Raw genomic sequence first — 13862 nt, forward strand, 5'->3', positions numbered from 1 at the left:
GGTGGGGGTGGGAGAAGGCTTGTCGACTTGACAGGGTATTCTCGACAACGGTTCTACCGAAGACCGCTGGTTTTCCCCGCCTCAACGGGGAACGAAGGTCCCGCAACTCGCCGGGCGGCCCGCGCAGGAGGAACGAGGCAGGGCACCCACGCGTGCCCATCACCAAACGCCCCGCGCCTGCTTGCGCGAGGGCGTTTCGTCGTTTCGCAGGACTCCTCGATGCCAGTGGAAACACTAGCCAAGAGAGGAGGCGACCATGGCGAAGCCCGACAAGGTGGCGGCCGTCGCCGAGATCGCGGAGAGCTTCCGCAACAGCTCGGCCACCGTCGTTACCCAGTACACCGGCCTCTCCGTGTCCCAGCTGTCCCAGCTGCGCCGCGCTCTCGGCACCAGTGCCAAGTACCGGGTCGCGAAGAACACCCTCGTCAAGCGCGCCGCCGAAGACGCGGGCGTCACGGGGCTCGAAGACCTTTTCGTCGGTGCCACCGCCATCGCCTTCGTCGAGGGTGAAGCGGTCGACGCCGCCAAGGCGCTTCGCGACTTCGCGAAGGACAACAACGCGCTTGTGATCAAGGGCGGCTACATGGACGGCAAAGCGCTGTCCGTGGACGAGATCAACCGGATCGCCGATCTCGACAGCCGTGAGGTCCTGCTCGCCAAGGCGGCGGGCGCGTTCAAGGCGAAGCTGTCCCAGGCCGCCGCGCTGTTCCAGGCGCCGGCGTCCCAGGTCGCCCGCCTGGCTGCCGCGCTGGAGGAGAAGCAGCGCAACGCCGCCGGTACCGAAGCAGCCGAAGCACCCGCCGAGAGCTGAACCACCCCACCCCCGAACGTCCAGTTCGTTTTTTCTGAGAGGAAGCCATCATGGCGAAGCTGAGCACCGCCGAGCTGATCGACGCCTTCAAGGAGCTCACCCTCCTCGAGCTCTCCGAGTTCGTGAAGGAGTTCGAAGAGGTCTTCGACGTGACCGCCGCCGCGCCGGTCGCCGTCGCCGCTGCCGCCCCGGGTGCCGCCCCGGCCGCCGCCGCCGAGGAGCAGGACGAGTTCGACGTCGTCCTCGAGGGCGCCGGCGACAAGAAGATCCAGGTCATCAAGGTCGTCCGCGAGGTCGTCTCGGGCCTGGGCCTGAAGGAGGCCAAGGAGCTGGTCGAGGCCGCTCCCAAGGCCCTCCTGGAGAAGGTCGACAAGGAGGCCGCCGAGGCCGCCAAGGAGAAGCTCGAGGCCGCGGGCGCCAAGATCTCCATCAAGTGATTTCCGGCGCGCAAGCGCCACCGCGAACGGGCGGGCACCCCACCGGGTGCCCGCCCGTTTCCGTTTGTTGCACCGGCGCGTCCCGGAACGATCTGACGACCATGACCGACCCCGAGCACATCGAGCTCCTCGCGCAGCAGCTGACCGACCGCAAGCCCCTCCTCACGCTCTCCCTGCCCGCCGTCGTGGCGCCCATGGTGTTCCTGCTGGTCGTCGCCGCCTTCGCGCTGATCCCCTAGGAGTGCTGTCCGAATAGCCCCGGGTCCCTAAATCGTGGGTTCCGGGCATCGGAGATCTGCGTCGTTGCCCCGAATGGGCTACCGTGCCTCCCGATGCCGATCACGGCGGGATGACGTTGGGTCCAGGGCTGGCCAGAAAAGAAAACTGGTGAGTAACCTGTTCGCACTCAGCTCGTTGCACCTGGTTGACGCGGGTTCGTGCGGCACAGCCCGCACCCGCCGCCGACATGGGGCGGCATGGGTGTGGCAGCGGGCGCAATGACGCGGAACAGCTCCTGGAGGTGCGATGGGTGCCGAGGTGGTCATCGAAGGCCTGACCAAGTCCTTCGGTAAGCAGGCCATCTGGCGGGACGTCACGCTGACGCTGCCCCCGGGCGAGGTGTCGGCGATGCTCGGACCGTCGGGAACCGGCAAGTCGGTGTTCCTCAAGTCGATGATCGGGCTGCTCAAGCCCGACCGCGGCCGGTGCGTGATCAACGGCGTCGACATCGTCACCTGCTCCGAGCACAAGCTCTACGAGATCCGGAAGCTCTTCGGCGTCCTCTTCCAGGACGGCGCGCTGTTCGGCTCGATGAACCTCTACGACAACGTCGCCTTCCCGCTGCGCGAGCACACGAAGAAGTCCGAGACGGAAATCCGCCGGATCGTTCTCGAGAAGCTCGACATGACCGGTCTGAACGGCGCCGACAAGAAGCTCCCCGGCGAGATCTCCGGCGGTATGCGCAAGCGCGCCGGCCTCGCCCGCGCCCTGGTGCTCGACCCGGAGATCATCCTGGTCGACGAGCCGGACTCGGGCCTCGACCCGGTCCGCACCACCTACATCTCGCAGCTGTTCCTCGACGTCAACGCGCAGATCGACGCGACCTTCCTGATCGTCACGCACAACATCAACCTGGCCCGCACGGTCCCGGACAACCTGGGCATGCTCTTCCGCAAGGAACTGGTCATGTTCGGCCCGCGCGAGGTGCTGCTGACCAGCGAGGAGCCGGTCGTCAAGCAGTTCCTCAACGGCAAGATGCAGGGCCCGATCGGCATGTCCGAGGAGAAGGACAGCGCCCAGATGGCGGCCGAGCAGGCGATGTTCGACGCCGGCCACCACGCGGGCGGGGTCGAGGACGTCTCCGGCGTGCCGCCGCAGATGCAGCCGACGCCGGGCGTGCCGACCCGGATGGGCGCGGTCCGCCGCAAGGACCGGGTCATGGAGATCATGCACCGCCTCCCGGACGCGGCGCAGCAGAGCATCATCGCCTCCCTGAGCCCCGAGGAGCAGCGCCACTACGGCGTCAGCCCGCGGCAGGTCGCGCACGCCCAGCAGCAGCAACAGCAGCAGGTCCCGGCCGGCGCCCGGCAGGGCGACGGCGTGCCGAACCAGCACCACGGCCAGCTGCCCGCCGACCAGGTCGCGCGGATCCCCGGCGGCCAGCCCCCGAGATCCGGCTCGCACCGCATGCCACCGAACAACGGGCCAGGTGGCCGGTGAGCTCTCCCGCATCACAGGCGAAGATCCCCGGGATCGGCATGCTCCGCGAGACCGGGAACCTGTTCGCTCTCGGCCTGGACATCATCCGCGGCCTGTTCCAGCGCCCGTTCCAGCTGCGGGAGTTCATCCAGCAGTCGTGGTTCATCGCGAGCGTGACCATCCTGCCGACGGCCCTGGTGGCCATCCCGTTCGGCGCGGTCATCTCGCTGCAGTTCGGTTCGCTCGCCCGCCAGCTGGGCGCGCAGTCCTACACCGGCGCGGGCTCCGTGCTCGCCACCGTGCAGCAGGCCAGCCCGCTGGTCACCGCGCTGCTGGTGGCGGGCGCGGGCGGCTCCGCCGTCTGTGCTGATATCGGTGCCCGGACCATCCGCGAAGAGATCGCCGCGATGGAGGTGCTCGGCGTCTCCGCGGTGCAGCGGCTGATCGTGCCGCGCACCCTCGCGATGATGCTGGTCGCGCTGCTGCTCAACGGCATGGTCAGCGTCATCGGCGTGCTGGGCGGCTACTTCTTCAACGTCGTGCTGCAGGGCGGGACGCCGGGTGCGTACCTGGCGAGCTTCTCCGCCCTCGCGCAGCTGCCCGACCTCTGGGTCGGTGAGCTCAAGGCGCTGATCTTCGGGTTCATCGCCGCCGTCGTCGCGTCCTACCGGGGCCTGAACCCCTCCGGCGGCCCGAAGGGCGTCGGGGACGCGGTGAACCAGTCGGTGGTCATCACGTTCCTCATGCTCTTCGTCGTGAACTTCGTGATCACCCTGATCTACCTGCAGATCGTGCCCGGAAAGCTGGACTAGCGCCATGACGTTCCTCCAGGGCGCGAAACGCGTCGCCAACCGTCCTCTCCAGACGCTGGACACCCTCGGTGACCAGATGTCGTTCTACGGCCGCGCGCTGCTGTGGACGCCGCGAACCCTGCGCCGCTACACGAAGGAAGTCCTCCGGCTGCTCGCCGAGGTGAGCTTCGGGTCCGGCTCGCTGGCGGTCATCGGCGGCACGGTCGGCGTGATGGTCGGCCTGACGCTGTTCACCGGTGTCCTCGTCGGCCTCCAGGGCTACTCGGCGCTGAACTCGATCGGGACGTCGGCCTTCACCGGCTTCCTGACCGCGTTCTTCAACACCCGCGAGATCGCGCCGCTGGTCGCCGGCCTCGCCCTGAGCGCCACGGTCGGCGCCGGGTTCACCGCCCAGCTCGGCGCCATGCGGATCTCCGAGGAGATCGACGCCCTGGAAGTCATGGGCGTGCCGAGCCTGCCGTACCTGGTGACGACGCGGATCATCGCCGGGTTCGTCGCGGTCATCCCGCTCTACATCATCGGCCTGCTCAGCTCGTACCTCGCGTCCCGGCTGGTCGTCATCTACATCTACAACCAGTCGGCCGGTACCTACGACCACTACTTCGACCTGTTCCTGCCACCGCAGGACGTGCTGTATTCGTTCATCAAGGTGCTGCTGTTCAGCGTCTTGATCATCCTGTCGCACTGCTACTTCGGCTACCGCGCGACCGGCGGCCCCGCCGGCGTCGGCGTCGCGGTCGGCAAGGCCGTGCGCCTCTCCATCGTCACGGTGTCGATCATGAACTTCTTCATCGGGTTCGCCATCTGGGGAACCGACGTCACGGTAAGGATCGCGGGATGAGGACGCTCCGACGCAGGCTGCTCGGCCTGCTGCTCATCGCCGTGATGGTCGGCGGGGTGGCGCTGTCCATCGCGCTCTACGACAAGGCGTTCACGCCGGTCGTCACGGTCAAGCTGCAGGCCGACAAGATCGGCAACCAGCTGATCAAGCAGTCCGACGTCAAGGTGCGCGGGCTGATCGTCGGGTCCGTCCAGGACATCGTCGCCACCGACCACGGCGCGGAGCTCACGCTCGCGCTCAAGCCGGAGTCGGCGAAGCTGATCCCGGAGAACGTCTCGGCGCGGTTCCTGCCGAAGACGCTCTTCGGCGAGCGGTTCGTCTCGCTGGAGATCCCGAAGGACCCGTCGGCGAAGACGATCGCCAGCGGTGACGTCATCCCGCAGGACCGCACGTCGAGCGCCGTCGAGCTGGAGCAGGCGTTCGCCCACCTGATGCCGGTCCTGCAGGCGGTGCAGCCGCAGAAGCTGTCGGCGACGCTCACCGCGATCTCCACGGCGCTGTCCGGCCGCGGCGACCAGCTCGGCGACACGCTGTCGCAGCTGGGCACCTACATCGGCGAGCTGAACCCGCACGAGCCGGAGCTGCAGCACAACCTCAAGGCGCTCGCGGAGTTCTCCGACCACCTCAAGGACGCCGCGCCGGACCTGGTGCAGAGCCTCGACAACCTGAGCACGACGACCCGGACCGTGGTCGACGAGCGGCAGAACCTGTCGAACCTCTACGGCAGCCTGACGACCGCGTCGATGGACCTGCAGACGTTCCTGCAGAACAACAAGGAGAACATCATCTCCCTCGCCGACACCGCCCGGCCGACGGCCGAGCTGCTGGCGAAGTACGCGCCGGAGTACCCCTGCGTGATCTCCCAGATGGCCCAGAACGTGCCGCTGATCGACCAGGCGCTCGGCAAGGGCACCGACCAGCCCGGCCTGCACGCGACGATCGAGATCATCGTGCCGCGCGCGCCGTACGAAGCGGGCAAGGAGGAGCCGCGGTTCGAGGACAAGCGCGGCCCGCGGTGCTACGACATGAAGGACATCCCGAAGCCGTTCCCGTCCGAGCCGCCGGACGGCGCGTTCAAGGACGGCACCAAGCACCAGGCCGCGCCGAAGACCGTCGGTGAGGGCCTCAACCCGGCCAAGTTCAAGGCCGACGCGGCCGGCAACGGCGCGGGCGGCGGCGACCTGGCCTACTCGACGGCGGAACAGGGCTTCCTGGCGGACCTGCTCGGCCCGCAGCTGGGCATGAACTCGGCGGACGTCCCCAGCTGGAGCGCGCTGCTCGTCGGCCCGCTGTACCGGGGCGCGGAGGTGACGGTCAAGTGAGAGGCCTGCTCGCGCCGCTGATCAAGCTCGGCGTCTTCGTGGTGGTCACCGTGCTGTTCACCACGATCCTCGGGATCAGCATCGCCAACATCAACACCACCAGCACCAACGCCTACAAGGCCCGCTTCACCGACGCGACGCTGCTGCTGCCCAACGACGACGTCCGCATCGCCGGCGTCCGCGTCGGGCAGGTCAAGGACGTCAAGATCGTCGACAAGCGCCAGGCCGAGGTCGAGTTCGAGGTCGACGCCGGCCGCACGCTGCCGGCCGGGGTGACCGCGCAGATCAAGTTCCGCAACCTGGTCGGCCAGCGCTACGTCTCCCTCGGCGAGGGGGAGAACAGCGGGGGCAAGACCCTGCAGCCCGGCGGCACCATCCCGCTGGACCGCACCACACCCGCGCTGGACCTGACCGAGCTGTTCAACGGCTTCAAGCCGCTGTTCACCGCGCTCAACCCGGACGACGTCAACAAGCTGTCCTACGAGGTCATCCAGGTCCTGCAGGGCGAGGGCGGCACCGTGGAAAGCCTGCTGTCGCACACGGCGTCGCTGGCCACCACGATCGCGAACAAGGACCAGGTCATCGGCGAGGTCATCGACAACCTCAACTCGGTGCTCGACACGGTCAACGCGCACACGCCGCAGCTGAACGACCTCATCGTCAAGCTGCAGCAGCTGACCTCGGGCCTCGCCGCCGACCGCAAGCCGATCGGCGACGCGATCGAGAGCCTCGGCAACCTCGCCGAAACGACGTCCGGCCTGCTGGGCGACGTCCGGGAGCCGCTGAAGAACGACATCAGCGCCCTCGGGAACCTCACGGACCAGCTCAACAAGAACGAGCCGGAGCTGGAGCACTTCATCCAGTTCCTGCCGACCAAGGTGAGCACGCTGACCCGCACCGCGGACTACGGCTCCTGGTTCAACTTCTACGCCTGCGAGTTCTCCGGGAGCGTCAGCTTGCCCCCACTGATCAACGACGTCCCGCTGCCCCTGCTGCCGGCGAACCGGGAGAGGTGCAAGGGATGAAGTCCTTCCAGAAGCGCAATCCCGTCCCGATCGCGCTGGTCGGCATCGCCGTACTGGCGCTCGGTTTCATCGCCGCGCTGAACTCCGACGACCTGCCGGTCATCGGCGGCGGCACCACGTACTCCGCCGAGTTCAGCGAGGCCTCCGGGCTGCAGAAGGACAACGACGTCCGGGTCGCCGGCGTCAAGGTCGGCAAGGTCAGCGACATCGAGCTCGACGGCGCGTCGGTCAAGGTGTCGTTCAAGGTCAAGGACGCCTGGCTGGGCGACCGCACCAGCGCCGCGATCAAGATCAAGACGCTGCTCGGCCAGAAGTACCTGTCGCTCGATCCGCAGGGCGAGGGCTCGCTGAACCCGGGCACCGCGATCCCGCGCGACCGCACGATGGCCCCCTACGACGTGCTCGACGCGTTCCGCGGGCTCTCGCAGACGGTCGACAACATCGACACCAAGCAGCTGGCGCAGAGCTTCGACACGATCTCGCAGACCTTCGCCAACACGCCGCAGGACGTGAAGGGCGCGCTGTCCGGCCTCTCGAAGCTGTCGGACACGATCGCCTCGCGCGACGAGCAGCTGTCCAACCTGCTCGCCAACACCCGCGAGGTGTCGCAGACCCTGGTCGACCGCGACGCCGAGGTGCAGAAGCTGCTCACCGACGGCAACAAGCTGCTCGACGAGCTGTCCAAGCGCGAAGACGCGATCACGTCGCTGCTCAACGGCTCCCGCGAGCTGGCGACGCAGCTGCAGGGCCTGATCGACGACAACGACAAGCAGCTCGACCCGGTGCTCACGTCGCTGGACCAGCTGACCTCGATGCTGCAGCGCAACCAGGACTCCCTGGCCGACGGGATCAAGAAGTTCGCGCCGTTCATCCGCGTCTTCACCAACACCATCGGCAACGGGCGCTGGTTCGACAACTACATCTGCGGTCTGCTGCTGCCCTCGATGGGCCCGATCAACGAAGAGGGGTGCTACACGAAATGAGTGACACCCGCTTCGGCCAGGCCCTGACCCGGGGCTTCACCATCGCGATCGTCCTCGCGCTCGTCGTCGCCGGCGGGATCTGGTGGACCCTCAAGGACGCCGGCCGCAACCACCTGACCGCGTACTTCGCCGGCGCCGTCGGCCTGTACGAGGGCAACAGCGTGCGGATGCTCGGCGTCGACATGGGCACGGTCACCAAGATCCAGCCCATGGGCAACCAGGTGAAGGTCGAGTTCGAGTACGACCGCTCGGTCGCCGTCCCGGCCGACGCCAAGGCGCTCATCGTGGCGCCGTCGCTGGTGTCCGACCGCTACGTCCAGCTCGCCCCGGCCTACACCGGCGGCCCGCGGATCTCCGACGGCGCGGTCATCGGCCTCGACCGCACCGAGGTGCCCCTCGAGGTCGACCAGCTGGCGGCCAGCCTGGCCAAGGTCAGCGAGACCCTCGGCCCGAACGGCGTCAACAAGGAAGGGTCGCTGTCGAACCTGCTGAACACCGCGGCGGCCAACGTCGACGGCAACGGCCAGGCGCTGCACGACACGATCACCAAGCTCGGCCAGGCGGCCGGGACGCTGGCCGGCAACAAGGACGACCTGTTCTCCACGGTCGAGAACCTCGGGAAGTTCTCCCAGACGCTGGCCGACTCCGACAAGCAGGTCCGCGGCTTCGAGAGCCAGCTCGCCGACGTCAGCGGCTACCTGGCGTCCGAAAAGGACAACCTGGCCGCGACCGTGCAGCAGCTGGGCACCACGCTCACCTCGGTGCAGTCGTTCATCGACCAGAACCACGAGCGGCTCAAGTCCAACGTGGACAAGCTGGCCGGGATCACCAAGGTGCTCGTCGACCAGCGCAGCTCGCTCGCCGAGATCCTGGACGTCGCGCCGGTCGGCCTGAGCAACCTGGTCAACACCTACAACGGCTCGTCCGGCACGCTCGACGCCCGGCCGAACCTCAACGAGCTGACCCAGCCGCCGCTGGTGATGATCTGCCGGCTGCTCAAGCAGACCCCGGACGCGCTGGACGCGCTGGGCAACGCGTGCGAGGGCATCGCCGGCGTCGTCGACGGGCTGGTGCCGCTGCCTTCGGTGGCGCAGACCGTCCAGGCGCTGCAGGCGGGCAAGCTGCCGCCGCTCCCGCTGCCCATCGCCGGGCAGCTCTACGGCTCGGGAGGTGGCCAGTGAAGAAGCTGCTGACCGTCGGAGCGCTGGCCACCGCGTCCGCGCTGGTGCTGTCCGGCTGCGCCTTCAAGGGCATCTACGACCTGCCACTGCCGGGCGGCGCCGACCTCGGCGACCACCCGTACACGGTGAACGTCGAGTTCCGGGACGTGCTCGACCTGACCCCGCAGGCCGGGGTGAAGGTCGACGAGGTGCCGGTCGGCCGGGTCGAGAACGTCGGCCTCACCAAGGACGGCTGGCACGCGCTGGTGACGCTGAAGGTCAACGGCGACATCAAGCTGCCGGCCAACGCGATCGCCAACGTGAAGCAGTCCAGCCTGCTCGGCGAGAAGTACGTCGAGCTGGCCTCGCCCGGCGACGACCAGGCCCAGGGCAAGCTCGCCGACAACGCGACCATCCCGCTGGCCAGGACGAACCGCAGCGTCGAGGTCGAAGAGCTGCTCGGCGCGCTGTCGCTGCTGCTCAACGGCGGTGGGGTCGACCAGCTCAACACCATCACCAAGGAGCTCAACAACGCCACGTCGGGCCGCGAGCCGGACATCAAGGCGCTGCTGGACAACGCGAACCAGCTGGTCACGAACCTCGACCAGCAGTCGCGCAACATCACCCGGGCGATCGACGGGCTGAACCGGCTGTCCTCGACCCTGAACGGCCAGAAGGACAAGCTGGTCGGCGCGGTCGACAACCTCGGGCCCGGCCTCGGCGTGCTGGAGCAGCAGCGCGGCCAGCTGGTCACGATGCTGCAGGCACTGGACCACCTCTCCGGCGTCGCCACCGACACGGTGAACCGGTCGCAGAAGGACCTCGTCGCCGACCTCAAGGCGCTGACGCCGACGCTGCAGAAGCTCGGCGAGGCGGGCAACGACCTGCCGAGGGCGCTGCAGATCCTGCTGACGTTCCCGTTCAGCGACCAGGCCGTCAACGGCGTCAAGGGCGATTACTTCAACCTGTACGCGAAGGTGGACCTGAACCTGAAGACGGTCGTCGAGAACCTGGGCAACAGCCGCCAGAACGCCCTTTCCGGCGTGCTCCCGCTGCAGGGCCTGACGGGCGGGACCGAGGGTGCCTCGGGCAACCCGCCGCTGCCGATCCCGGGGGAGAGCGGGTCCGCGCAGTCCGGGCAGGCGCAGCCGGGCCTCGGCAATCTCTTCGGGCTGCTGTCGGGAGGTGCTGGCTGATGCTGATCCGCCGGACGAAGATCCAGCTGATCGCCTTCGCGGTCATTTCGATCGTCGCGATCGTGTACGCGCTGATCCGGTTCGCCGGGCTCGGCAGCGTCTTCGGCAACGACGGCTACACGGTCAAGCTGCAGCTCAACGAATCGGGCGGCATCTTCACCAACGCCGAAGTCACCTACCGCGGCTACAACATCGGCCGGGTCGGGGAGATGCGGCTGACCCCGACCGGGCTCGAGGCCGACCTGAACATCGACCCGTCGGCGCCGCAGGTGCCCGCCGACCTCGACGCCGTCGTCGCCAACCGCTCGGCGGTCGGCGAGCAGTACGTCGACCTGCGGCCCAAGGCCGACAAGGGCCCGTACCTGGCGGGCGGCTCGGTCATCCCGGCGAGCAAGGCGACCACCCCGGTGAGCACCGAGCGGCTGATCGGCGACCTCGACTCGCTCGCGGCGTCGGTCCCGGTCGACTCGCTGCGCACGGTCGTCGACGAGTCCTACGACGCCTTCCGCGGCACCGGCGGAGACCTGCAGAAACTGCTGGACACCGCGCGCAGCTTCACCACGACCGCGCAGGAGTACCTGCCGCAGACGATCCAGCTGCTCGACCAGGGCGGCAAGGTCCTGGACACGCAGAACGACCAGGCGGCGAACTTCGCGTCGTTCAGCAAGAGCCTCAACGAGCTGACCGGCACCCTGAAGAACTCCGACGGCGACCTGCGCAAGCTCATCGGCATCACGCCGCAGGTGGCGACGCAGATCAGCCAGGTGCTGCAGGAGTCCGGCCCGGGCCTGGGCGCCCTGACGGCGAACCTGCTGACCACGGCCAACCTGACCGTGACCCGGCTCGACGGCATCGAGCAGGGCCTGGTCACCTACCCGGCGCTGGCCGGCGCGGCGAGCAGCGTGGCGCCCGGCGACGGCACCGCGCACCTCGGCCTGGTGCTCAACCTGTTCAACCCGCCGTCGTGCACCAAGGGCTACCTGCCGTACTCGCAGTACCGCACCGGCAACGACCTCTCGGCGAAGCCGGCGAAGGAAGACGCGTACTGTGCCGAGCCGAAGGGCAGCCCGATCAACGTCCGCGGCGCGCAGAACGCGCCGTACGGCGGAGTGCCGGTCGCCCCGTCCGACGCCGACGTCGCGGCCAACGCGAACCGGCCGGCGGAGGAACTGGCGAACGAGCGCGACACGCGGGGCGTGCCGGGCATCGTCGGCAGCCCCGGCGTCAGCCTGAACAGCCTGGGTTCGCTGCTCGGGCTCGCCTGACGTGGATTTGATGACCGTTACCTACCCTGGAGTGCTATGAGTTCGGACGAGCCGGCCGCCGTGGCGGTGGACGAGGAGCCCGCCGGTGCTCCGGCGGCCCAGGAGCCGTCCTCGCGGATCCTGGTGCTCGGCGCCGCGGCGCTGGCGCTGGCCGCGCTGATCGCGGCGGCGATCTTCGGCGTCCAGTGGTGGGTGGCCGCGAACGACGACAACGCCGGCCTGGCGGCGTCGCGCGAGGCCGTGGTCAAGGCGGGCACCAACGCGCTGAAGGCCTACACCGAGGTCGACTACCAGGACCTCGACGGGTTCTTCGCCCGGCAGAAGTCGGTTTCGGACGACAAGATGTCGCAGCAGATCGACCAGTCGGCGCCGACGTTCCGCAAGGCGCTCGCCGACGCCAAGACGAAGGTCGTCACCGACGTCCAGGACATCGCCGTCGAGGAGCTGGACGACCACGAAGGCAAGGCCAGCTTCCTCGCCGCCATCGCCACGACCGTCACCCAGGGCGACAAGAGCAGCGCGAAGCCGCTGCGCCTCGAGGTGTCGATGACCCGCGTCGGCGACGAGTGGAAGCTGTCCGGCATCGACAGCGTCCCGCTCGTCGCGGCCGGCCAGTAGCGTCACCTCTTAAGGAGCTTGTAGTGCCCCCCTCCCGCCGCCAGCCGCCTCGCAGCAGCAGCACCCCGCCGTCGCGCCGGCCGCGCGTGGCCGGTCTGCGCAAGCCGTCGACGGACGAGTCCGCCGCCGAGCGGACCGGCCAGCTCCCCGCGGTCCCGGCCAAGCCGCGGCCGCGCCCGGCACCCCGTCCGGCGCCGCGGCCGGCCGCCAAGCCCGCCGAGCCGTTCGAGGCCGACAGCGGGCAGCTCGAGACGGCGTCGGCCGAGGACACGCAGGTGTTCGCGGCGGTCGGCACCGAGGAGGAGCCGCAGGTCGACGCGCTCACCGGCGAGCCGGAAGCCGAGCAGGCCGATGAGGAGGCCCCGGCCAAGCCGGCGCCGCGGCGGAAGAAGCGCGACACGGGCATCGCGAAGCCGACGGAGGAGTCCGAGGTCCCGGTCGCCTCCGACGAACCGGCCGAGCCCGCGACGGCTTCGCGGGTCCAGAAGCCGTACGTGGTCGCGGGCGCGCTGGTGCTGGTGGCGCTGATCCTGGGCGGGCTGGCGTTCTGGTTCAAGTCCGAGGAGGTCAAGGTCGCCGACGCGACCAGCAACACGGCCCTGCTCGACGTCGCGAAGACGGCCCAGGTCAAGGACGCGGTGTCCAAGGCGGCCGAGGCGCTGTTCTCCTACGACTTCAACAACATCAAGAAGACCGAGGACGCGGCGAACGACCTGCTCGCCAACGACGACGTCAAGAACAAGTACAACTCGCTGATGGGCGAGGTGAAGCGGCTGGCGCCGGCCCAGAAGATGATCGTGACGTGCAAGGTGACGCGCGCGGCGGTGATCATGCTCAACGGCGACCTGGCGAAGGTGATGGTCTTCGTCGACCAGACCTCGACCCGCACGGACACGAAGAAGACGACGGCGGGGACCGCCCAGCTCCACTTGAACGCCCAGCTGCAGGGGGACAAGTGGAAGATCACGGACATGGACACCTACAACGCGCCCAAGGTCCCGGCGGCCACCCAGGCGCCGTCCTCGGCTCCGGCGTCCCCCTCGCCGACGAAGTAGCGCGGGCCGTCGTCGTATCCGGGCCTCTTCGCGCGGCTCGGCGACCGGCGGCGCCCACCGGACCACGGGCGCCCGGAGAGCCGTTCCGGCGGCCTCACGAGCCGTGGGGCGGCTGGGGCACCTGAGGCCACCGGGGCACCGCCCGACCGGTTACCGAAAACCCGCGCGACACGCCGCCAACGGCGGAACCGGTCCCGTCCGAAGTGGCCTGAAACACACCCGGACTCGACCCTGAAACGCGGGAAACGCCCAGGTCCAACCCCTATTACTGGCGCTACCGGCGGGTAACTGGAAGACTATTCGGCCGCTCACGCTCCGCTGACCTTCTCCAACGCTGCGCCAACCGGCGGGACCCCCGTGTGGCATCTTGACTCTCGGGCCCGGTGGGTTCACGCTTACTCCCGACGGCGAAACCGGCGGCCCTTGCGGGAGGGACAACCGGCTCGCCTGGAGGCATACCTGAAGACGTCGCGAGGCAGGCTGGGCCCCATCGGGAGCGCCCCCTGGACAGACCGCGCCGTTCGGGCTAGACTGCCTCTTTGCGCTGCCCTCTTTCAGGCTGCCCGGAGCCGGTAGTTAGGATAGTGGGCACACGGCACCCTTGACAGTCACTCATAGCTGTTGCTATGGCGGCTGCCA

General features: G+C 68.7%; 14 protein-coding genes. All 14 read left to right on the top strand.

Going from position 1 to position 13862, the window contains the following annotated elements; genetic code table 11:
• Positions 1-256 precede the first annotated feature (256 nt).
• The 14 genes from rplJ (at position 257) to ACWEVP_RS10555 (ending at position 13223) form a co-directional block, all read left to right on the top strand.
• A complete protein-coding gene (gene rplJ, locus ACWEVP_RS10490; RefSeq protein WP_125310035.1) occupies positions 257-811 on the top strand; it encodes a 50S ribosomal protein L10 in 555 nt (184 codons plus the stop codon).
• 50 nt (positions 812-861) lie between these two features.
• The gene (gene rplL, locus ACWEVP_RS10495; protein ID WP_436392906.1) at positions 862-1248 is read left to right on the top strand and encodes a 50S ribosomal protein L7/L12; all 387 of its coding nucleotides are present in this window, start codon (positions 862-864) and stop codon (positions 1246-1248) included.
• A gap of 101 nt (positions 1249-1349) precedes the next feature.
• Positions 1350-1487 (top strand): hypothetical protein, encoded by a 138-nt coding sequence (locus ACWEVP_RS10500; RefSeq protein ID WP_452062309.1) that lies wholly within the window; start codon positions 1350-1352, stop codon positions 1485-1487.
• 286 nt (positions 1488-1773) lie between these two features.
• Positions 1774-2967: an ABC transporter ATP-binding protein gene (locus tag ACWEVP_RS10505; RefSeq protein WP_452062310.1), complete on the top strand. Its 1194-nt coding sequence runs from the start codon at positions 1774-1776 to the stop codon at positions 2965-2967.
• A 38-nt stretch (positions 2968-3005) separates the two neighbouring features.
• A complete protein-coding gene (locus ACWEVP_RS10510) occupies positions 3006-3758 on the top strand; it encodes an MlaE family ABC transporter permease (RefSeq protein ID WP_086675527.1) in 753 nt (250 codons plus the stop codon).
• A gap of 4 nt (positions 3759-3762) precedes the next feature.
• Positions 3763-4599 (top strand): MlaE family ABC transporter permease, encoded by an 837-nt coding sequence (locus ACWEVP_RS10515; protein ID WP_003060266.1) that lies wholly within the window; start codon positions 3763-3765, stop codon positions 4597-4599.
• The gene (locus ACWEVP_RS10520; protein ID WP_452062311.1) at positions 4596-5921 is read left to right on the top strand and encodes an MCE family protein; all 1326 of its coding nucleotides are present in this window, start codon (positions 4596-4598) and stop codon (positions 5919-5921) included. The genes ACWEVP_RS10515 and ACWEVP_RS10520 overlap by 4 nt, the downstream gene beginning before the upstream one ends.
• A complete protein-coding gene (locus ACWEVP_RS10525; protein ID WP_452062312.1) occupies positions 5918-6946 on the top strand; it encodes an MCE family protein in 1029 nt (342 codons plus the stop codon). The genes ACWEVP_RS10520 and ACWEVP_RS10525 overlap by 4 nt, the downstream gene beginning before the upstream one ends.
• A complete protein-coding gene (locus tag ACWEVP_RS10530) occupies positions 6943-7929 on the top strand; it encodes an MCE family protein (protein WP_452062313.1) in 987 nt (328 codons plus the stop codon). The genes ACWEVP_RS10525 and ACWEVP_RS10530 overlap by 4 nt, the downstream gene beginning before the upstream one ends.
• On the top strand, positions 7926-9110 hold the full coding sequence (locus ACWEVP_RS10535; RefSeq protein ID WP_452062314.1) for an MCE family protein: 1185 nt from the start codon (positions 7926-7928) through the stop codon (positions 9108-9110). Before ACWEVP_RS10530 ends, ACWEVP_RS10535 begins: the two co-directional genes overlap by 4 nt.
• A complete protein-coding gene (locus tag ACWEVP_RS10540; protein ID WP_452062315.1) occupies positions 9107-10285 on the top strand; it encodes an MCE family protein in 1179 nt (392 codons plus the stop codon). The genes ACWEVP_RS10535 and ACWEVP_RS10540 overlap by 4 nt, the downstream gene beginning before the upstream one ends.
• Positions 10285-11550 carry an MCE family protein gene (locus ACWEVP_RS10545; protein WP_452062316.1) on the top strand — a complete coding sequence of 422 codons (1266 nt, stop codon included), beginning with the start codon at positions 10285-10287 and terminating at the stop codon, positions 11548-11550. Before ACWEVP_RS10540 ends, ACWEVP_RS10545 begins: the two co-directional genes overlap by 1 nt.
• A gap of 36 nt (positions 11551-11586) precedes the next feature.
• Positions 11587-12168 carry a hypothetical protein gene (locus ACWEVP_RS10550; RefSeq protein ID WP_452062317.1) on the top strand — a complete coding sequence of 194 codons (582 nt, stop codon included), beginning with the start codon at positions 11587-11589 and terminating at the stop codon, positions 12166-12168.
• 86 nt (positions 12169-12254) lie between these two features.
• Positions 12255-13223: a hypothetical protein gene (locus ACWEVP_RS10555; RefSeq protein ID WP_452062477.1), complete on the top strand. Its 969-nt coding sequence runs from the start codon at positions 12255-12257 to the stop codon at positions 13221-13223.
• The last annotated feature ends 639 nt before the right edge of the window (positions 13224-13862 follow it).

It is taken from the genome of Amycolatopsis sp. NPDC003865, from assembly GCF_053605345.1.